Here is an 18,369-nt window from a genome sequence, read left to right as displayed (position 1 = left end):
CGGGGAAAACGGGGCTTTGGAAACAGGGGCATTACGGCCGTCATCGTATCCGCGCGGGGTCAGGCTCCCATGCTAGGCCTTGCGGGCTGCATCCACATCCGCGTCGTCCCGCAGGCGCCTTACCTCCTCGCGCAGTTCCATGACCTCGCGCAGCAGGTTCTCGACCGACGGGCCGCTTCCCGCCCCGCGCTCCACCGCGTAGAGCGAGGTGAACATCGACATCACCTGTCCCACGATTTCGGCCTTTTCCGCGTCGAGTTCCCTGAGTTCAGGGACATCATGCGCCTGGCGGGCAATGAATTCGCCCATCATGCGTTCCAGATATTCCGATACCTCGTCCTGGCGGCTGTCACCATACCAGCGGATCAGCTGCCGCAGGAACGGCACCGGAAGCATGGCGCGTCCCTTGGTTTCCTCTTCCAGGATGACCTGCGCCAGCACGCCGCGCGTGATATCGTCGCCCGTCCGCGCGTCAAGCACGACAAAAGGGCGGTCCTCCTTGACCATCACGGCAAGGCTGTCAAGCGTGATATAGGCCGAACGTTCAGTATCGTACAAACGCCGGTTTGCATATTTCTTGATGACAACCGGAATGTGCGCTGGCGACAATAGACTGCTCCCTTCCGGCGGAATTTCCGGCCCTGTGCCCTTCTTGCGTGGGGATGCGCCGCTCTGATGACGTCGCCTGCGACTAGCGCGCGCTGCGCCGCATGCAGTCGGTCGCCATCAGATGACCATACCATTCCGCCAGTGCGCGATACTGCCCTGTCCATTCCAGTTCCGCAAATCGCGCATCCAGGAACCCCAGCGCGCACCCGACGGACAGAGCGCCGACATCGGGGCATTGCCCGCCGTCCAGCGCCGATTCGGCGGCCATGCGCTCCAGCGTGGCCAGTCCCCGCGTAACTGCCGCCATCTGGCGCGCCGCCAGCCGCGCATCGCCGTCCACCCCCGCCGCCAGCAGCCCGCGATACAGGATCGCCGCATCCGCGATTCCATCGCCCAGCGCCTGCAGCCGCAGCACCGCGCAACGCCGTGGTCCTGCCGCGGGGACAAGGATGTCCGACCCCGCCACCATGCCCAGATATTCCACGATGACCCTGCTGTCGTACATCCCCTCTCCCCCTTCCGTCAGCAGGGTCGGGATCTTGCACAGCGGATTGAGGGTGACCACCTCTGCCGGGGAGGAGGAAATATCGACATTGACGATTTCCACCCTGTCCACCAGCCCCAGCGCATGGATCGCGGCACGGACCTTGCGGGCATAGGGGCTGAGGACCGAACTGAACAGTTTCACCGGAAAACGTCCTTTTCCTGACGCAGCTTCGCGAATGTAGCCACGTCCGGCGCGCGCAGGAAGGGATTGGTGCGCTTTTCCTCGCCCAGGGTCACCGGCACGGTGGGCCGCCCCTGCGCGCGCAGGGCCTCGACCTGTTGCATCCGCGCCGCCACCGCCGCGTTATCGGGATCCACATGCCGGGCAAAACGCGCGTTTGACAGGGTGTATTCATGACCGCAGCACACAAGCGTATCATCCGGCAGCGCCGCAAGTCGGCGCAGGCTGTCGAACATTTCCTGCGCGGTGCCTTCGAACAGGCGCCCGCAGCCCATGCTGAACAGCGTATCGCCACAGAACAGGGCGGGCGGCGCCCCGGGGAAAAAGTAACAGATATGCCCGCGCGTGTGGCCCGGCGTGTCGATCACCCGTCCCTCCGCCGCGCCCAGCGTGACCGTGTCGCCATCCCTTACGGCGATATCAAGGCGGGGCAGGCAGCGGGCGTCATTCGCCGCCCCCACGATTTTCGCGCCATACCGCGTGCGCAGCACGTCCGCCGCCGCGATATGGTCGGCATGATGGTGGGTCAGGAAAATGAAATCCAGGCGCCCCCCCTGCGCGGCGATGGCGCGCACGATGGGCGCTTCTTCCGCCGGATCGACGATGGCGGTCGCGCCCGTGCCTTCGTCACGCACGAACCAGGCGTAATTGTCCCCAAGGATCGGAACGGGTTGTATGAAAAGCCCCATCGGGTTCCCCTTTCGGCGGTTTTCGCGGGCATGGCGGCGGATCATGGGCGGCTGGCATGCAGCGCGATCCGCGGCCACAGCGACGGCCCGTTTGTGCTATCGGTAGACAATGCAAGAAAACACGCGCATCGCAAGCCAGTTCTATGCCAGCAGCCGGGGGCGCCTTGCCGCGACCCACCTGCGGCGGCACCTGTCCGCGTTCTGGCCCGACATCCGGGGCGGAAACGTGCTGGGCGTGGGGTATGCCGCCCCCTACCTTTCGCTGTGGGAACAGGCGACCTGCGTTTCGGCGCGGCTGGATACGCCCGTGACGCGACCCGGCCCGGCGCAGGAACAGACGCCGATGCGCGAATGCGTGGCGTCGGGGACGATGCTGCCCTTTTGCGACCTGTTTTTCGATCGCGTCGTCATGGTCCATGCGCTGGAGGTCACGGATGCGCGCGCCGCCCTGCTGCGGCAGGTGTGGAAGGTAATGAAGGACGATGCCCGCCTGCTGGTGGTGGTGCCGAACCGTTCGGGCATGTGGGCGCATGCCGATACCTCCCCCTTCGGTCAGGGAACACCATTTTCCCACCGGCAGATCACCCGCGCCCTCGCCGATGCCTGCCTGCGGGTGGAACGGCACGAAAACGCCCTGTATTTCCCCCCCATCGGCCCCACGGGCGGCCGGCGCTGGGCCGGGGTCATGGAACGGGCGGGAACACGGGTCCTGCCGTACCTGGGCGGGGTATGCGTGATCGAGGCGGTGAAGGATGCCTATGCCCCGGTGGGCAGCATCACCCCCCCGGGACTGGCTCCGGCACTGGCCCCCGCGCTGCGCCTGCGCCGGGCCGAAGCCTTCAGCCACGCCCCCCGGCATGACAGGACGCGGCGGGACGGGGGCGAAACCACGGGCGAAAATGCACCCGGCCATGCCCCCACAACCGCACTGCGCTCTTGACCTTGGTTTGCGAAATCTTCATGAAGCTTGTCCCATGTCCCTGATCCAATCCCTGAAGCTCGTCATGGCGCCCCCCCATCCGGCGGCCCGTCCCTTCCTGCTGGCCTCCGGCGCGGGTGCGCTGCTGGGGCGCGCGTTGCCGTTCCGGGCCACGAAGCTGGCGGGGACGGCCTGTGGCCTGTTCTTCGGCTTCTGCCTGTATTTCTTTCGCGACCCGCAACGCGTCGTCCCTGCGGATGCGCATGCCGTGGTCGCCCCGGCCGACGGACATGTCGTTTCGGTGGAAAAGGTAGCACCTCCCCCCGAACTCGACATGGGCACGACGCCGGTATGGCGGATCGCGACGTTCCTGTCGGTGCTGGACGTGCACGTCAACCGCATGCCCGCCGCGGGCACCGTCACGCGCATCGCCTATCACGCGGGGCAGTTCCTCAACGCCAGCCTCGACAAGGCGTCGGAGCTGAATGAACGCAACGCGCTGCGCCTGACGCTGCCGGACGGGCGCAACATGGCCGTGGTGCAGATCGCGGGCCTGATCGCGCGCCGGATCCTGTGCGATGCCGAAGAAGGCATGCAGTATGAAAAGGGCGAGCGTTTTGGCCTGATCCGCTTTGGCTCGCGCACCGATCTCTACCTGCCGGAAGGCGTGGATCCGCTGGTGGAGGTCGGGCAGACCATGACCGGCGGCGAAACGGTCATGGCGCGGCTGTAACCCGCGATGAGCCAAGGTTCCATGGCGCCGCTCCCCAAACGGCGCAGGCGTCTGATCCGGCGCAGGCGACCACGTGTGCGTGGCCCGTCATTCAACCGCATGATCCCCAATATCATGACAATGCTGGGCCTGTGCGCGGGGCTGACGGGCATGCGCATGGGGCTGGAGGGACGCTTCGGGGAATCCGCGACCGCGCTGCTGATCGCCGCGTGCATCGACGGCCTTGACGGGCGCATTGCCCGCCTGCTGCGCGGCACCAGCCGGTTTGGCGCGGAATTCGACAGCCTTTCGGATTTCCTGTGCTTTGGCGTGGCACCCTCCTTCGTGCTGTATCTGTGGGCGCTGAAGGAAGGGGGACGTTTCGGCTATGTGCCGTGCATCATGTTCACCGTGTGCATGGCGCTGCGCCTTGCGCGGTTCAACGCCAGCCTTGATGACGCGGAACAGCCCAAATATGCCAGCAACTTCTTTACCGGCGTCCCGGCCCCGGCGGGCGCCGGACTGGCGATGTTCCCGCTCTTCCTCGGGCTGGAGGCGCACAAGCTGGGATGGACGGGTCTGTATGAACTGGCACGCGACCCGCTGATGCCCGCCCTGACGCTGAGTGGCACCGCATTCCTGCTGGTGTCCACCCTGCCGGTCTGGTCATTCAAGAATTTCAAGGTGCCGGCGCCCTTCGTTCTTCCGGTCATGCTCGGGATCGGGGGGTATGCCGCGGTGCTGGTGGCCGACCCGTGGGGCGCGCTTGCGGGGGCGGGCGTGATCTACCTGCTGCTGCTGCCACTGAGCCGCCGCAGCTTCCACCGCCTCAAGAAAGAGGCCGAGGCCCTGCAGCAGGAAGAACCCTCAGACCTGGCTGCCGACTGAGGATCTGGGAAAGCCCGCCTCGCGCAGCCATCGCGCCATGGCTGACAGGATGGCCGCGGGGGATGGCGGGCATCCCGGCAGCGACAGGTCCAGCCTGACACGCCCGCGCAACCCACCCAGCACGGCGTAATTTTCCCCAAAGACACCGCCATCGATGGCGCAGTCGCCAATCGCCATGAGGGCGCGCGGACCGGGCATCGCCTGCCATGCCTGTTCCAGCACCGGCACCATCGGCCGCGTCACCGCCCCCGCCACCAGCAGGATGTCGGCATGGCGCGGGGTCTGGACGAAACATATGCCGCCGCGCCTGTCCGCCCATGCGGCGCCATTCAGGGCCGCCACCTCCATGGCGCATCCCGCGCATCCCCCCATCTCCAGGAAAAAGACCGATATCATCCGCGCGGGCGGAAGATCCGTCTCCGTGATGGGAACGTCCGGAACCTCAACCATTGCCACGCCGCCTTTCTTCCCAAAGGACTATTGGAGAAGGAATACCTAAGTAACACACTGAAATCATAAAAAGTTTTTGGTGAAGCTTTTTTGCAAAAAGCTTCAAAAGACATCCTCTGTCTGAAAAAGGCGCCCCCCGGAAACTTCCATCACAGATCCGCGCCAGCAGCCGACAGGCCGAACGAACGCATGATAACCGCCATGTCCGTATCATACGCGCCCCGCATCGCCACTTCGGAGGCCAGCATGTGGGCAAGGGCGGGATCGCATATCCCGACATCGCGGACCTGTCCCTCCTCCATCCTGACCCAGTAGCGGACCGTCCCGCGCGGCCCCTCCGCCCAGCCCAGCCCCTCGCCCGCGGCCGGTGGCACCGGCGCACGGGCCGGGGGAGCGTACGTTTCCTTTTCCACCTCCCCAAGGATCCGCAGGGAGGTCCGCAGCGCGACAAGGCGCATGCGCATGCGGGCGTCCACGTCGCCTGCCTGTTCCACGCCTGCGGGGATCCATGCGTCATGGTATCCGGACGTGACCTGCCGCGCGTCCCCCTCCCGCGCCGAGGCATGCGCCACCACGCCGCTGACGCCCAGTTGCCGCGCCATGTCGGGGGAAAGGATCCCAAGCCCCCGCGCCAGACCACCCAGCCCGCGCGGACGGCGGTACAGGTCCTCCAGCGCGGCACAGGTTCCGTGCAGCCACTGGCGGAATGTTTCCGCATGCATGGAAAAACCGGATGCGCCCGTCCCGCCGTGGCCGAACGCCACGACATCCATCAGCATGCGGCTGCCAAACGCCATGGCGCAGAACTCCTGCACATGTTCGCGCGCCCGTTCGCAGGCACGCGCCAGTCGCAGGTCGCCGGCCGCGTTCGCAACCGCGGCGATATCGAACAGAATGCTGGCGACCCGCTCCATTTCCGCGAACACGACACGCGCGGCGATGGTCCGCCCGTCCACCACCCGTGCCGTTGCACTTTCCATGGCGCGGGCCAGCGCCGCCTGATGCGCGACCGTGGCCGCCGCGTCAATGCGCCCCGCCAGGCGCAGGGCCTGCGCCGGGGAGCGGCCCCGCATCCCCGCGCAGATCCCGCGATGGGCATATCCCATCCACCATTGCGCATCGATGACGCGCGCCCCCGGCACCGCAAGACGCAGGTAGGCGGGGGTATGAAAGCCGCCATCGGCCGGCCCGTATTCGCATATTGTGCCGCCGGCGCGCGCGACTTCCGCGATTTCGGGGAATTCGATCACGCTGCCCGCCTGCACCGGAACCGGATGTTCCGCCAGCGGCCACGTCACCCCCCATACCCCATGATCCAGCCACGGACGCAGGTCACGCGCGTTCAGTGCCTCCACCCCCCACAGGTCATGAATCACCCGTTCATGGGGGACCGCCGCCGGACAGGCACAGGACAAGCCCCAGTACCGCCGCATCTCCACCGGGGTGGAAAACACGACCGCCTGACCATCGCGCAGGGCCAGCATGGCGAAAACCGCCACCCCATCGCACCACATACCCACGAACGATGACGGATCGGCCATCAGGCAGGACAGCAGGTCGCGACGCCACTGCTCCTCCCCAAGGGAAAAGCGCCACGGGCTGTCCTGCTCCGCCCGGCATCGCGCGACCAGCGTCGCAAGGTCGCCCGCGCTGTCATCATACGGCGTCATTGTCCCCCTCCATGCCAGGCCACGACCAGCACGCCCCCCGTCAGCAGGACCAGCAGGGCCAGCCCCGCCGCATTACGCGCCATCACGTCCGGGGCCATCGCACCGTCTGTCGTGCCCCCGGCCGGACGCGTCGGGCGGGCGCTCCGCACAGGCGCATCGTCATCGCGCGCCAGCGCCGCCACCAGCAGAAGCCACAGGGCAGGCAGCAGCACGATCACGCCCCATACCGAAATCCGCGCCACGGCCACCAGCGTCATCATCATGGCCACGAACGGCATGCCGGGGGGCAATCCGGCGCGGATATGGCGGAACAGGACCGGCCACGGCAGGGATCGCGGGCGCAGCGGCGCGGACAGGCATACCGCCATCAGGGCCAGCACGGACGCCCTGATGCCCACCGGGCCGCCCGCCCCCACGCCCGCGACCGCCAGCCCGATCCACGCCAGCATGACGCGCCCCTGCGAAAGCGGTGCCGCCTGCCCTTCTTCCTGCCCCTGACCAAGCCGCAGCGACAGCGCCGCGGACCAGACCATCAGGCAGCCCACGCCAATCATCATGGCCTGCAATGTCATCGCGGCGCGATGCGCATCGAGCGAGACGACCGGTCCCGACAGCAGGTACAGGACCGGCGCCACCGATACGATGCCCATCGCGTCATCCCGCCCGGTCGGCAGCGATGCGCCGAACAGCCCGCATGCCCCCAGCAGCCCGGCCACCAGCAGCACCATGCCCAGCCCGTCCAGCGGACCATTGCCCAGCGGCGACAGCACCAGCGCCCCGGCCTGCGCCATGACCAGTCCCGTGATGCCGCCGTGGAAGATCCGCCAGCCCCCGCGCCCCCGCCCGTGACGCAGCGACAGCGGCACGGCCCGGGCCAGCATGCCCAGCCCCAGCAACGCGATGGTGACATCGACATCATCCGCCGCCATCGCGGCCATGGCATTGCCTGCCACGCACTGCGCGACAATCGCGTCAATGCGTTCGTGCCATCCCCAGGTGCGGGGCCGGGCGCGCGGCACCATCACCACCAGGCACAGCAGCACCGGCGGACACAGCAGCATCCCGTCGCGCGCCTCCATGCCACGTGACAACCACCAGCCGATCGCCCATGCCAGTTCCGCCACCGACAGGACCGCAGCCCGTGTCCGTTCCCCCCCGCGCGACGGCACCGCAAGCGCCAGCGCCGACAGGTAGGGCCAGCAGACCGCCATTCCCAGCCATAACGAAAGGCCCGCCATCACCATTCCCCGCCATCCGCCGCATCGCGCAGCAGCGTCACGCGGATCATGAACAGCAGCGCCCCCAGCAGGACGCAGCCCCCCGCGACCGCCAGCCCCCGCCCCGCGATCCCGGCCAGCAGCAGCCAGCCATCCAGCGCGCACGCCAGCGCCGCGCACTGCCGCGCGCGTTCGCGTTCCACCGTGGCCGCCACCAGCCCGCACAGGATCGCGGACAGGCCCGCGACAACCTCAAGCCGCCCCTGAACATCCAGCGCATCGGCCGGCACCGCGATCGCCACCAGCGTCACCATCAGCAGCCCGCCGCCCAGACGCAGCATCAGCGCATGGGGAAAACGTTCGGGACGGACCCGCGCGCGCAGGTTCCACGCGACAAGCCCGCTCAGCACCGCGCTTGCCATCGCGGCGGGCACGCAGGCCTGCCACTGTCCCCCGCCATCCCACGCGACCACCAGCAGGCAGGCGGCGGTCAGGACGCCATGCCACGCCAGCATCACCCCGCCCGCGTCCGAACCGAACAGCGAGACGAACACCAGGACACCCAGAAGCAGCACCAGCATCAACCGAATTCCCGACCGGCGAACAGCAGGACGATGGCAAGGCACGCGCACAGCAGCGCGAGCCCCGCACGCAACCGCGCCACCTGCCCGGACGCCATAACAAAGGTCCGCAGGCACGCCACCACGACACACAGGCCCATCGTGCGCATGGCCCACAGCGCGATGGCAAGCAGCATGTGCGCAAGAAGCCCGCCACTGCCCACGCCATCGGGGATGACAATGGCGTCCGGCCACAGCAGATCGCCCGCCAGCGTGATCCACGCCAGCGCCAGCAGATCGCGCGTGAACACCATGACCGCGCGATCCGGCCCGGCAAGGTTGTCGGTCATCATTGCGAAGGCACGATCCATCCCCGCCGCGACACGATCCACCCCGATCAGGACAAAGGCCCCGCCCGCCAGCGCCAGCGGTCCGCGCACCCCGGCGCTGTCATCCATGAGGCGCATGAAACGCACCATCCCGCCCAGCGTCCCGCCGGGGACCGCCATCGCCACGACGGCGACCGCCATCACAAGGGCCGGGGCCAGCAGGACCGTCCCCGTCATGGCGGTGGCGGCCTGCCGTCCCTCCCGCCCCTGCCCCGATGCCAGCCCGACGGAACATGACGCCACCTGCGCCCCGAACAGCAGCCCCGCGATTACAAGGAAGTCCGATGCCCCTTCATCCACCATTCCCAATGAATAGGATGGGACCAGCGCCACCGCCGATACAACCATCGTCAGGGTCATCCACGGCACGAATGCCGTCACCCGCGCGCCGGCGGCGGCACGCATGCCGGGTTGCCGCCAGATCCGCAGGATCAGGCCCCATCGCGATACTGCCGCCAGCGATGCGCGCTCCCCCGCCATCGCGCGATGGCACCACAGGGTGAAACCCGCGCACAGGGGGGCCATCAGCACCATCAGCGCCAGATGCACCCCCGAAAGCAGAAGCGCCTGCATGCCCGCGACCAACGCGCCCATCATGACAGCCAGCACAGAAGGGCGACCGCCACGCCCGCGACCGCCAGCAGCAGCATCGGGGCGGACCGCGCGGCCGCGTCATCGGAAAGCCATCCCGGGGGCAGCGCCATGCGCCGCGCGGCCAGACGCCGCAGGCGCAGCAGCCGTTTCCACGGGGCCTGCGCCCCTTCGGGCCAGCCGACCATATCCAGCACAAGCCGCACGAAGACACCCGCCCCCACCTGCGCCAGCGGGTCGCCGAATGGCATCCATGGCGGCGCGGATGGCGCCCCCTGTTCCCATGTCGCCACCTGACGCGCCGCCGCCACGCCACGCAGCCGCCACAGCATCCAGACCACCACCCCGATCCCCGCCAGCAGCATGAAGGAACGGACAGGCAGCATGACGGCGACACCATCGGGCGACGGCAGCGCAAACAGCGACATCCGCGCGGGCGCGCCATCCTGCCCCTGGCGCGTCACATGCCCCAGCGCGACACCCGCCAGACGGAACCACGCCCCGGGCATGACGGATATCGCGCATGCCGCCGCCACCGCCAGCGCACATCGGACAAGGATCCCGACCGGGGGATCGGCCGCCCCCGCGCCACGCGGCGTGCGCGGCCGCCCGCACAGCACCACCCCCACCAGCCGCCCCAGCGCCAGAAGCCGCAGCCCCCATCCCGTTCCCATGACGATCAGGACGGCGGCCACCGGAATCTCGCGCGCAAGGCTGTCCGCATGGGGCAGCGCGTTGAACAGCCGAAGGACCATCCACGACAGGGAAAACCCGATCAGCGGGGGCACGCCGCCAATCGCCAGCAGCGCGACCGACAGCAGGGCCGAAAGGCGCGGCATCAACGCCGCCATCCCCCCCAGATGCATGAGGACCAGCCGCCCGGCCTCCACCTCCATCGCCTCGGCCAGCGCCAGCAGCGCGCCCCATGTCAGCGTGCCCGCAGCCATCACCAGAAATAGGCAGGCGACGGCCCCGTCCAGCATTTCAGGCAGGTCGTTGCCACGCGCCACCAGCCCCAGCCCCGCCAGCAGGACTGGCAGGGCCGCCATGCCGCCGAACAGGCCGCACAGCACGCGCCGCACGTCGCGCGCCACCAGCGCCCGCACCGCCGCAGCAAGGAACAGGCCCGCGGCAATCGCCACCAGCCCGTCGCCCCAGCGTTCGGACAGGACGGGAATATCGGGATAACCGGCCAGCATCCGCAGCCACAGGTGGCATCCCACCACGAAACCCGCGACATCGGCCATGCGCAGCGCCGACAGGTGCCGCCGTCCCCCGCCCGGCCGCCATGACAGGTGCAGCAGCGGCCATGACGCCATCAGCACCGCGACCGGCAGCACGCAGGCCAGCTGCGTCCCCCCCAGCGTCAGTGGATCCATCACCGCCAGCATCGCCATGCCCAGCAGCCCGCCCGTCCCGTGCCCTGGCCGCATGACGCGATCATGCAGCACGACAATGACGCAGGCCCCGGCAAGGGGTGCAACCAGCGGCCCGCCGCCCACTGCGAACGCCGCCGCCAGACAGGCCGATGTCCCATCCCCGCGCGCGTACAGCCCAACGACGCCAAGCAGCAGCAACGCCGACAGCGCCAGGGCATCGGGATGAAAGATCCCCGCCACGGCGGATGCAAGGCGGGGGGAAACGCCATGCGCGCCAGCCGAAGGCGCAAGCCCCGCCAGCGTCGCCGCCATCACGACCACCCACCCCAGACGGCAGGCATGCGCGCATGGCGTGCGCAGCACGGGCCAGGCACGTGGCACGACCACGCACGGCAGCATGACGCCCAGAACGGCAAGAAGGACAATACTGGTAATCCGACCGGCTCCTGCCCGCGATGGGAATCATCCCCCGCCGCCGCGTGATCATAAGATCAGATCATGGCAAGGGAAACCTTGCGACGCGGCGGCGGGATTGCATCATCAATCTCCGCCAGGTCGGCTTTCGTCAACTCCAGCGCGGCGGCGGCGATGTTTTCGCGCTGATGGGCGGGGGAACCCGCCTTGGGAATCGCAAGCAGGCCGGGCTGGCGCAGCACCCATGCCAGCGCGACCTGCGCCGGCGTGGCGGGGCCAAGCGCCGTCTCGTGCCGGGCGGCGACCCTGCGCAGCACCGGCGCGCGCAAAAGCTCGCCCCCCTGCCCCAGCGGGGAATAGGCCATGGTCACGATCCGTGCCTCCCGGTCATAGGCCAGCAGGTCATGTTCGACGCCGCGATAATCGAGACTGTAGAGGATCTGGTTGGCGCAGCATGGCTCCGGGCTGGTAACGCGCGCAAGCTCGCGCATGTCATCGACATCGAAGTTGGAGACCCCCCACGCCCGGATCATCCCCGCGCGCATCAGGTCCCCGAACCCCGCCACCGTTTCCTCCAGCGGGACCGAACCGCGCCAGTGCAGCAGGTACAGGTCCAGCCGGTCCGTCCCCAGCCGCTTCAGCGACGCGGCACAGGCATCGTGCACGCCCTTGCGCGACGCGTTGGAGGGCAGGACCTTGCTGACCAGATACACATCGTCGCGCCGGCCGGCGATCGCCTGCCCCACCAGTCGTTCCGACCGGCCGGACCCATACATTTCCGCCGTATCGACAACCCGCAGCCCCGCGTCCAGCCCCAGCTGGATGCTCTGTATCTCGGCCTTGCGGCGCCCGTCGTCATCCCCAAGGTTCCATGTGCCCATCCCCAGCGCGGGAACGGTAATGCCATCGGGAAATGTAACGTCTTTCATGCTGCGCGGCCTTTCCTTGCTTCGTTGCTCCGCCTGCGGACCATGGCCGCCGTAACCGCCATGATCCCGCCTGTTTCCTGCGTGCCTTACCTGCGCGTCCACCCCTTTGCCTGCTGCTGCCAGTAGGTCAGGGCATGCCCGGCCTCCCGGCAGGCGACCCAGCGGCGCCTCGCGGCGGCGACGGCCTGTTCGTCATGGCCGTCGAACAGGTCGAACACGCGCTCGAAACGCGCCTGCCCGTCATATGCCACGCCGTCGAGAAGGAAGAGGAAGGTCGCGTCATTGGGCACGTCCTCCCCCGCGGTCAGCCAGATCGGCTGCCAGCTTCCATGTCCCGTCGCCCGCGTGCCGTGCGGCAGCCAGACGGGGTCGTCCGCGCGCCACAGCGCGTCATCGAACCACTTCACCCGTTCTTCGCTGCCGCAGCGCACCACGGCGCGATGACCGGCATCCAGCGTCCGCCCGAGCAGGGCAGGCAGCGCCTGCTCCGGCGTGGAACGCGTCAGATGATAAAAACCGATCTCCGCCATGGAGTTCCCTTTCTGGCCCTGCCCTGTCCGGGCAGCAGCCATGACCCAGCCTTACTCAGCTTTCGTAATGTTCGCGCACCAGACGGTCGAGCAGCCGCACGCCATATCCCGTCGCCCCCTTGGGGATACAGGCCGACGCCTTGCTGGCGAACGCGGTCCCGGCGATGTCCAGATGCGCCCACGGCACCTTGTTGACGAAACATTCGAGGAATTTCGCCGCCGTGATCGACCCGCCCGCGCGGCCGCCGATATTCTTCAGATCCGCGATATCCGAACGCAGCAGTTCGAGATAGGACGCGCACATCGGCATCCGCCACAGCCGGTCGCCCACGACCTCCCCCGTGGCGGCAAGCTGCTGCGCCAGCGTGTCGTCGTTGGAGAACAGGCCAGCGCGTTCATTGCCCAGGCTTACGACGATCGCGCCCGTCAGCGTCGCGAGGTCGACCATGAAACGCGGCCTGAAACGTTCCTGCGCGTACCACAGCACGTCCGCGAGTACCAGCCGTCCCTCCGCATCGGTGTTGAGCACCTCCACCGTCTGGCCGGAGGCCGTGCGCACCACGTCGCCCGGACGCTGAGCATCGCCCGACAGCATGTTTTCCACCAGGCCCACGACGCCCACGGCATTGACGCGCGCGCGCCGCCCGGCCAGCGCCGCGATGGTGCCCACCACGGCGGCGGCCCCGCCCATGTCGGTCTTCATTTCCTCCATGCCGGCGGCGGGCTTGATGGAAATGCCGCCCGAATCGAACGTCACACCCTTGCCGATGAAGGCGACCGGTGCCTCGTCCGTCGCGGCGCCGTTCCAGCGCATGATGACGGTGCGCGGCGGGACGGAGCTTCCCTGTCCCACGCCAAGCAGCGCGCCAAAGCCCAGTTCGTGCATGGCATCGCGATCCAGCACCTCGACCTCCACGCCAAGGTCGCGCAGCTTCAGGATGCGGGCCTCGAACGCATCGGGGCGCAGCATGTTCGCCGGTTCGTTGACAAGGTCGCGGCACAGCGTCACGCCACGCGCCACGGCGGACAGGCCGGCCCACGCCGTCCCGGCGGCGGCGGCATCGGCGACAAGGATGTCCACCGCCGCAAGCTTCCACGCCTCCCCCTCGCGCCAGGTCGTGCGATAGGTATCGAAACGGTAGGCCCCCAGCGTGGCCCCCAGCGCCACGTGCGCCGCCAGTTCGCCCGACAGCGTATCGGCCGCCACCACCGCGCGTTCCGTCACCTTGCCCAGCGCGCCGGCCACAGCGCCACCCGCCTGTTCCGCCGCGCGCGCGTCAATCCCCTCACGCGGGCCAAGGCCGATCAGCACGACGCGCCCGAAATCCGCGCCGGGTGCCAGCACCACGCAGGAACTTTTCGCGGCAAAGGTGAAATCGGCCGCCTTTGCCGCGCGCGACAGCGCCCCGCCCGTGGCCGCGTCCGCCTGGGCGTAAAGCGCGGAGGGCGCGCCATCGGAAGGGGCCAGAATCGCCAGCACGCCGCCCTGCGGCAGGCGGGAATCAGAAAAACCAGTATCGAGCATGAAGCCATCGCTCCGCTTGAGGAAATAAGGGACATCGTGACACGAAATCACGCGCCGGGCACGGGGATCCCCCTGATCCGGCGGGAAAAAACTTCCCCGCCCGCCGCCATCGCACGCCCGCGACCCTTCCCGCGCGAAGGGTGCGAATGCATGTCGCGTCGCATAAACGCATGACGGCGCGGCATGAGTAAGCTAATGCCATCAGCATGAACATACCATCCTTGCCCGTACATGATGACGCGGCCCTGCTGGATCTGGCGGTCCGCCTTGCGACGGAGGCCGCCGGGCTGATCCGCGACATCCGCGCGCGCGGGTTCGTCACGCATGTCAAGAGCGATGCCTCCCCCGTGACCGAGGCCGACCACGCGGCAGAGACGCATATCCTGGCCGGGCTGCGCGCGGCGGCCCCTTCCATCCCCGTCATCGCGGAAGAAGAGGCGGCGGCCGGCATCATGGTGGAAGCAGGCCGGACCTACTGGCTGGTCGATCCGCTGGACGGCACGCGGGAATTCGCGGCGGGACGCGATGACTTTACCGTCAATATCGGCCTGGTGCGCGATGGCGCGGCCGTCCTCGGCGCGGTCGCGCTGCCGGCGTATCATCAGGTCTATGCCGGGCGGGTGGGCCATGGCGCATGGCGGCGCGACAGCCATGGACAGCATCCGATCCATGCCCGCCGGCCCGGCCCGGCGGGGCTGGATGTCCTTGCCTCGCGCCATTATGCCGACGATCCGCGCCTGAAGGACCTGCTGGCGCAGCAGCCGGTCGCCAGCATCCGCAATATCGGATCGGCCGCCAAGTTCATCCGCGTCGCCGAAGGACAGGCCGACCTGTACCCCCGGCTGGGCCCGACGATGGAATGGGATACCGCCGCCCCGCAGGCAGTGCTGGAAGCCGCGGGCGGCAGCATCACCGAATTCGACGGCACGCCGCTGACCTATGGCAAGGCGCAGTGGCGCAACCCGCCCTTCATCTGCCGTGGCGCGCGATGACACGGCGGCTGGTGGCGGATGAGGCGGGGATCGCCGTCGCGGCGGACATCCTGCGCGCGGGCGGCCTTGTCGCGTTCGGCACGGAAACCGTCTACGGGCTGGGGGCCGACGCGCGCAACGCGCAGGCCGTGGCAGGCATTTTCGCGGCCAAGGAACGTCCCGCCTTCAACCCGCTCATCAGTCATTTCCCCGACGCCGCGACCGCCTTCGAACACGCGCAGGCAGGTGAACTTGCGCAGGAGTTGGCGCGGCGGTTCTGGCCCGGCCCGCTGACGATGGTGCTGCCCCGCACGCCCACATGCGCCATCTCCGACCTGGCGGGGGCGGGCCTGCCATCCGTCGCGGTGCGCGTGCCCTCCGGCGCGGTGGCGCGCGCGCTGCTGGCGCGTGCCGGCATCCCCGTTGCCGCACCGTCGGCCAACCCGTCCGGGCGGGTCAGCCCCTCCACCGCCGCCCATGTCCTTGCGGGGCTGGAGGGACGCATCGACGCCGTGCTGGATTCCGGGCCATGCGCCGTGGGCGTCGAAAGCACGATCGTCGACCTGACGGGCGCGCGTCCCGTCCTGCTGCGGCCGGGGGGCGTCACGATCGAGGCCCTGCGTGAAATCTGCCCCGATATCGCCCTGCCCCACGCCACCAGCGACGCACGTCCCGCAGCCCCCGGGCGCCTGTCGTCCCATTATGCCCCCACCCTGCCGGTCCGGCTGGAGGCGACGCATGTTGCCGCCGACGAGGCGTTGCTGGCGTTCGGCCCCGAACTTGCGGGCAGTCCGCTTGTCTGGAACCTCAGCCCGACAGAAAAGCTGGACGAAGCGGCGGCGCGCCTCTTCGCCGGGCTGCGGTTTCTTGATATGGAGGGGCGCAGGCGCGGACTGCGTGCCATCGCGGTCCAGCCCGTGCCGGCGCACGGGCTGGGCGCGGCCATCCGCGACCGCCTGGCCCGCGCCGCCTGTCCCCGTCCACGATAACCCGATGCTGTGCATGACCCGATCCCGGCGATACCTGACATGAGCGATAGCCTAGACCCCAAGGAACTCAAGATCCTGTCGGATATTCTGGCACTGGTGCTGGAGGATCATGCCGGGCAGTCCGAAAATGCGCTGGCGGCCATACGGGCGCGGGCGCGCAAGAACCAGGTGACCGGCGGCGCGCTGAAGAACCTGTTCCAGGCCATCGCGCCCAATCCCCCAAAACGCCCGGCGCCCAAGCCGCGCGCCCCGCGCGGCGGACGGACGAGTGCCGCGGCGGCGCGTGAAATCCAGGATTCCCACGCCCGTATTTCGGAACTCACCGACAGCATCCGCAAGCTTGACCTTGCCCTGCGCGACAGCCGCGCCAGCAACGACGCGCTGCGTTTCGAGCTTTACCAGACGCAGCAGGCCCGCGCGGAGACACAGGCCGCCCTGTCGCAGATACAGGCGCATCCGGTGGCCAGCGCGCGGACGGGACGCCGTTCGACGCTGATGCTGGCGCTGACCATCGGCACGCTGGCGGGTATCGCGATGACGGAGCTTTTCCACACGCTCGACAGTTCGCCCGCGCAGGCCAGCGCCTCCTACCCCGCGCTGCAGCGCCAGAGCCGCGCGCAACTGCCCGCGCCGCCATTCAGCCAGAACCAGATTTCAGGAATCCTGCCATCATGACCGCCGCAGCCCCCGCCCCCGTCGATCATACGCGCCTGCTCGAACAGCTTGCGGACGTGCTTGGCCCCGCGGGCGTCCTGACGGCGGCGGACGACATCGACCCGTTCTGCACCGACTGGCGCAACCTGTATCATGGCCGGGCGCTGGCGGTGCTGCGCCCGGCCGATACCGACGCGCTGTCGGCGGCGGTGCGGCTGTGCGTGGCGCATGGCGTGCCGATGGTGCCACAGGGCGGCAACACCAGCATGGTGGGCGGCGCGACCCCCGATGACAGCGGCCGCGAAATCGTCATCTGCATGTCGCGCATGAACCACATCCGCGGGATCGACCCCCACGAAATGACGATGGAGGTCGAGGCGGGGGTTCCCCTGAAGGTGGCGCAGGACGCCGCGCGGGACGCGGGGATGATGCTGCCGCTGTCGATTTCGTCCGAAGGGTCGGCGCAGATGGGCGGCGTCCTTGCGACGAACGCGGGCGGCAACAACACGGTGCGGTACGGCAATGCCCGCGAACTGGTGCTGGGGCTGGAGGCGGTCCTGCCCGATGGGGAGGTGTTCCATGGCCTGCGCCGGTTGCGCAAGGACAATACCGGATACGCCCTGCGCCAGCTGTTTGTCGGTTCCGAAGGGACGCTGGGCTTCATCACGCGGGCGATCATCCAGCTCCAGCCCGCGCCGAAGGAGGTGGAGGTCGCACTGTGCGCCGTCGGGGATGCGCAGGGCGCGCTTGCGCTGTTCAGCGCGTTCCGCGCGCTTGACCCCGCCCTGATCCAGGCGTTCGAATACATGTCGGGCACTGGCATGGCGCTGGTGAACGAACTGATCCCCGGCGCGGCCCTGCCGCTGGAACAGCCCGCGCCGGCCTATGTGCTGGTGGAACTGGCGACCCCCCGCCCCGACGCCAACCTGCGCGAGTTCATGGAAGGCGTGCTGGCCGATGCGATGGAAAATGGCATCGTCACCGACGCGGTCATGGCCGAGAGCGAGGGACAGCGCACGAACCTGTGGAAACTGCGCGAGGAACATGCGGAGGCGCAGAAACGCGCGGGCGCAAGCGTGAAGAACGATGTCTCCGTCCCCGTATCGCGCGTCCCGGAACTGATCGCGCGCGCCACCCGCGCGTGCGAGGAACTGATCCCCGGCATCCGTCCCGCGCCGTTTGGCCATCTGGGCGATGGCAACATCCATTTCAACCTGGTGCAGCCCACCGACATGTCCGGCGACGCCTTCCTGGCGCGCGCGCATGACATCATGGATACGGTGGCCGATATCGTACGGGACCTGGACGGGTCCTTTTCCGCCGAACACGGTGTGGGGCAGCTCAAACCCTACATGATGGCCGAATGGCGCGGCGGCGCGGAACTTGCGACCATGCGGCGGATCAAGGCGGCACTCGATCCGCTCAACCTGATGAATCCCGGAAAAATCTTTCCACCCGCCACATCCGTCCCCGCCTCCGCTCCCGCGTCAGGCGCCGCGTGACATGGCCGGCGGGACACCCCGGCAAGATGACAGGAAAATACACACTGTTTCAGAC

The 18,369-nt window shown here is 68.6% G+C and carries 19 protein-coding genes; 7 read left to right on the top strand and 12 right to left on the bottom strand.

Annotated features, from left to right (window positions below):
- Positions 1-72 precede the first annotated feature (72 nt).
- The 3 genes from phaR to gloB all read right to left on the bottom strand — a co-directional run bounded on the left by phaR (position 73) and on the right by gloB (position 2,025).
- Positions 73-609, bottom strand: coding sequence for a polyhydroxyalkanoate synthesis repressor PhaR (gene phaR / locus CFR71_RS01025; protein ID WP_165832010.1), 537 nt, complete (start codon positions 607-609; stop codon positions 73-75).
- An 82-nt stretch (positions 610-691) separates the two neighbouring features.
- Positions 692-1,297, bottom strand: coding sequence for a glutathione S-transferase (locus tag CFR71_RS01020; RefSeq protein ID WP_165832009.1), 606 nt, complete (start codon positions 1,295-1,297; stop codon positions 692-694).
- On the bottom strand, positions 1,294-2,025 hold the full coding sequence (gene gloB / locus CFR71_RS01015; RefSeq protein WP_110526579.1) for a hydroxyacylglutathione hydrolase: 732 nt from the start codon (positions 2,023-2,025) through the stop codon (positions 1,294-1,296). The genes CFR71_RS01020 and gloB overlap by 4 nt, the downstream gene beginning before the upstream one ends.
- A 109-nt stretch (positions 2,026-2,134) precedes the next feature.
- Between gloB and CFR71_RS01010 the strand changes: the two genes are divergently transcribed.
- From CFR71_RS01010 to CFR71_RS01000, 3 genes are read left to right on the top strand one after another with little or no spacing between them, the layout of a single operon-like run.
- The gene (locus CFR71_RS01010; protein WP_110525886.1) at positions 2,135-2,965 is read left to right on the top strand and encodes a methyltransferase domain-containing protein; all 831 of its coding nucleotides are present in this window, start codon (positions 2,135-2,137) and stop codon (positions 2,963-2,965) included.
- 34 nt (positions 2,966-2,999) lie between these two features.
- Positions 3,000-3,677 (top strand): phosphatidylserine decarboxylase, encoded by a 678-nt coding sequence (locus CFR71_RS01005; RefSeq protein ID WP_110525883.1) that lies wholly within the window; start codon positions 3,000-3,002, stop codon positions 3,675-3,677.
- Positions 3,678-3,698: 21 nt separating this feature from the next.
- Positions 3,699-4,544, top strand: coding sequence for a CDP-alcohol phosphatidyltransferase family protein (locus tag CFR71_RS01000; RefSeq protein WP_165829291.1), 846 nt, complete (start codon positions 3,699-3,701; stop codon positions 4,542-4,544).
- On the opposite strand, the gene CFR71_RS00995 is transcribed toward CFR71_RS01000, so the two are convergent.
- The 9 genes from CFR71_RS00995 to CFR71_RS00955 form a co-directional block, all read right to left on the bottom strand.
- Positions 4,524-4,994 carry an NADH-quinone oxidoreductase subunit B family protein gene (locus tag CFR71_RS00995; RefSeq protein ID WP_110525880.1) on the bottom strand — a complete coding sequence of 157 codons (471 nt, stop codon included), beginning with the start codon at positions 4,992-4,994 and terminating at the stop codon, positions 4,524-4,526. The genes CFR71_RS01000 and CFR71_RS00995 overlap by 21 nt on opposite strands.
- 149 nt (positions 4,995-5,143) lie before the next feature.
- Positions 5,144-6,664, bottom strand: coding sequence for an NADH-quinone oxidoreductase subunit D-related protein (locus CFR71_RS00990; RefSeq protein ID WP_110525877.1), 1,521 nt, complete (start codon positions 6,662-6,664; stop codon positions 5,144-5,146).
- Entirely contained in the window at positions 6,661-7,902 is a 1,242-nt protein-coding gene (locus CFR71_RS00985) for a hypothetical protein (RefSeq protein ID WP_133251082.1), read from the bottom strand. Before CFR71_RS00985 ends, CFR71_RS00990 begins: the two co-directional genes overlap by 4 nt.
- A complete protein-coding gene (locus CFR71_RS00980) occupies positions 7,902-8,462 on the bottom strand; it encodes a hypothetical protein (protein ID WP_110525871.1) in 561 nt (186 codons plus the stop codon). The genes CFR71_RS00985 and CFR71_RS00980 overlap by 1 nt, the downstream gene beginning before the upstream one ends.
- Entirely contained in the window at positions 8,462-9,427 is a 966-nt protein-coding gene (locus CFR71_RS00975; protein ID WP_133251081.1) for a hypothetical protein, read from the bottom strand. Before CFR71_RS00975 ends, CFR71_RS00980 begins: the two co-directional genes overlap by 1 nt.
- Positions 9,424-11,199 (bottom strand): proton-conducting transporter transmembrane domain-containing protein, encoded by a 1,776-nt coding sequence (locus CFR71_RS00970; protein WP_110525867.1) that lies wholly within the window; start codon positions 11,197-11,199, stop codon positions 9,424-9,426. Before CFR71_RS00970 ends, CFR71_RS00975 begins: the two co-directional genes overlap by 4 nt.
- Before the next feature lie 92 nt (positions 11,200-11,291).
- Positions 11,292-12,143 (bottom strand): aldo/keto reductase, encoded by an 852-nt coding sequence (locus CFR71_RS00965; protein ID WP_110526575.1) that lies wholly within the window; start codon positions 12,141-12,143, stop codon positions 11,292-11,294.
- Between the two features lie 86 nt (positions 12,144-12,229).
- Entirely contained in the window at positions 12,230-12,673 is a 444-nt protein-coding gene (locus CFR71_RS00960; RefSeq protein WP_110525864.1) for a DNA polymerase III subunit chi, read from the bottom strand.
- Positions 12,674-12,728: 55 nt separating this feature from the next.
- On the bottom strand, positions 12,729-14,198 hold the full coding sequence (locus tag CFR71_RS00955; protein WP_110526573.1) for a leucyl aminopeptidase: 1,470 nt from the start codon (positions 14,196-14,198) through the stop codon (positions 12,729-12,731).
- Between the two features lie 206 nt (positions 14,199-14,404).
- Between CFR71_RS00955 and cysQ the strand changes: the two genes are divergently transcribed.
- The 4 genes from cysQ to CFR71_RS00935 are packed head-to-tail and all read left to right on the top strand — an operon-like array spanning position 14,405 to position 18,314.
- Positions 14,405-15,190 (top strand): 3'(2'),5'-bisphosphate nucleotidase CysQ, encoded by a 786-nt coding sequence (gene cysQ / locus CFR71_RS00950; protein ID WP_110525861.1) that lies wholly within the window; start codon positions 14,405-14,407, stop codon positions 15,188-15,190.
- Positions 15,187-16,158 carry an L-threonylcarbamoyladenylate synthase gene (locus tag CFR71_RS00945; RefSeq protein ID WP_110526571.1) on the top strand — a complete coding sequence of 324 codons (972 nt, stop codon included), beginning with the start codon at positions 15,187-15,189 and terminating at the stop codon, positions 16,156-16,158. Before cysQ ends, CFR71_RS00945 begins: the two co-directional genes overlap by 4 nt.
- A 39-nt stretch (positions 16,159-16,197) precedes the next feature.
- A complete protein-coding gene (locus CFR71_RS00940; protein ID WP_110525858.1) occupies positions 16,198-16,833 on the top strand; it encodes a hypothetical protein in 636 nt (211 codons plus the stop codon).
- Positions 16,830-18,314: an FAD-binding oxidoreductase gene (locus CFR71_RS00935; RefSeq protein WP_110525855.1), complete on the top strand. Its 1,485-nt coding sequence runs from the start codon at positions 16,830-16,832 to the stop codon at positions 18,312-18,314. Before CFR71_RS00940 ends, CFR71_RS00935 begins: the two co-directional genes overlap by 4 nt.
- Positions 18,315-18,369: the final 55 nt, after the last annotated feature.

The organism is Novacetimonas pomaceti, from assembly GCF_003207955.1.
GTDB classification, from domain to species: Bacteria; Pseudomonadota; Alphaproteobacteria; order Acetobacterales; family Acetobacteraceae; genus Novacetimonas; species Novacetimonas pomaceti.
The sequence above is the reverse complement of the archived record's forward strand: the minus strand, read 5'-3'. Positions and strand labels throughout refer to the sequence as shown.

Excerpts from the sequence above, each read along its gene's own strand:
- gloB (WP_110526579.1), bottom strand. The coding sequence starts at position 2,025 with ATGGGGCTTTTCATACAACCCGTTCCGATCCTTGGGGACAATTACGCC.
- CFR71_RS01010 (WP_110525886.1), top strand. The coding sequence starts at position 2,135 with ATGCAAGAAAACACGCGCATCGCAAGCCAGTTCTATGCCAGCAGCCGG.
- CFR71_RS01005 (WP_110525883.1), top strand. The coding sequence starts at position 3,000 with ATGTCCCTGATCCAATCCCTGAAGCTCGTCATGGCGCCCCCCCATCCG.
- CFR71_RS01000 (WP_165829291.1), top strand. The coding sequence starts at position 3,699 with ATGGCGCCGCTCCCCAAACGGCGCAGGCGTCTGATCCGGCGCAGGCGA.
- CFR71_RS00995 (WP_110525880.1), bottom strand. The coding sequence starts at position 4,994 with ATGGTTGAGGTTCCGGACGTTCCCATCACGGAGACGGATCTTCCGCCC.
- CFR71_RS00990 (WP_110525877.1), bottom strand. The coding sequence starts at position 6,664 with ATGACGCCGTATGATGACAGCGCGGGCGACCTTGCGACGCTGGTCGCG.
- CFR71_RS00985 (WP_133251082.1), bottom strand. The coding sequence starts at position 7,902 with ATGGCGGGCCTTTCGTTATGGCTGGGAATGGCGGTCTGCTGGCCCTAC.
- CFR71_RS00980 (WP_110525871.1), bottom strand. The coding sequence starts at position 8,462 with ATGCTGGTGCTGCTTCTGGGTGTCCTGGTGTTCGTCTCGCTGTTCGGT.
- CFR71_RS00975 (WP_133251081.1), bottom strand. The coding sequence starts at position 9,427 with ATGATGGGCGCGTTGGTCGCGGGCATGCAGGCGCTTCTGCTTTCGGGG.
- CFR71_RS00970 (WP_110525867.1), bottom strand. The coding sequence starts at position 11,199 with ATGCTGCCGTGCGTGGTCGTGCCACGTGCCTGGCCCGTGCTGCGCACG.
- CFR71_RS00965 (WP_110526575.1), bottom strand. The coding sequence starts at position 12,143 with ATGAAAGACGTTACATTTCCCGATGGCATTACCGTTCCCGCGCTGGGG.
- CFR71_RS00960 (WP_110525864.1), bottom strand. The coding sequence starts at position 12,673 with ATGGCGGAGATCGGTTTTTATCATCTGACGCGTTCCACGCCGGAGCAG.
- CFR71_RS00955 (WP_110526573.1), bottom strand. The coding sequence starts at position 14,198 with ATGCTCGATACTGGTTTTTCTGATTCCCGCCTGCCGCAGGGCGGCGTG.
- cysQ (WP_110525861.1), top strand. The coding sequence starts at position 14,405 with ATGAACATACCATCCTTGCCCGTACATGATGACGCGGCCCTGCTGGAT.
- CFR71_RS00945 (WP_110526571.1), top strand. The coding sequence starts at position 15,187 with ATGACACGGCGGCTGGTGGCGGATGAGGCGGGGATCGCCGTCGCGGCG.
- CFR71_RS00940 (WP_110525858.1), top strand. The coding sequence starts at position 16,198 with ATGAGCGATAGCCTAGACCCCAAGGAACTCAAGATCCTGTCGGATATT.
- CFR71_RS00935 (WP_110525855.1), top strand. The coding sequence starts at position 16,830 with ATGACCGCCGCAGCCCCCGCCCCCGTCGATCATACGCGCCTGCTCGAA.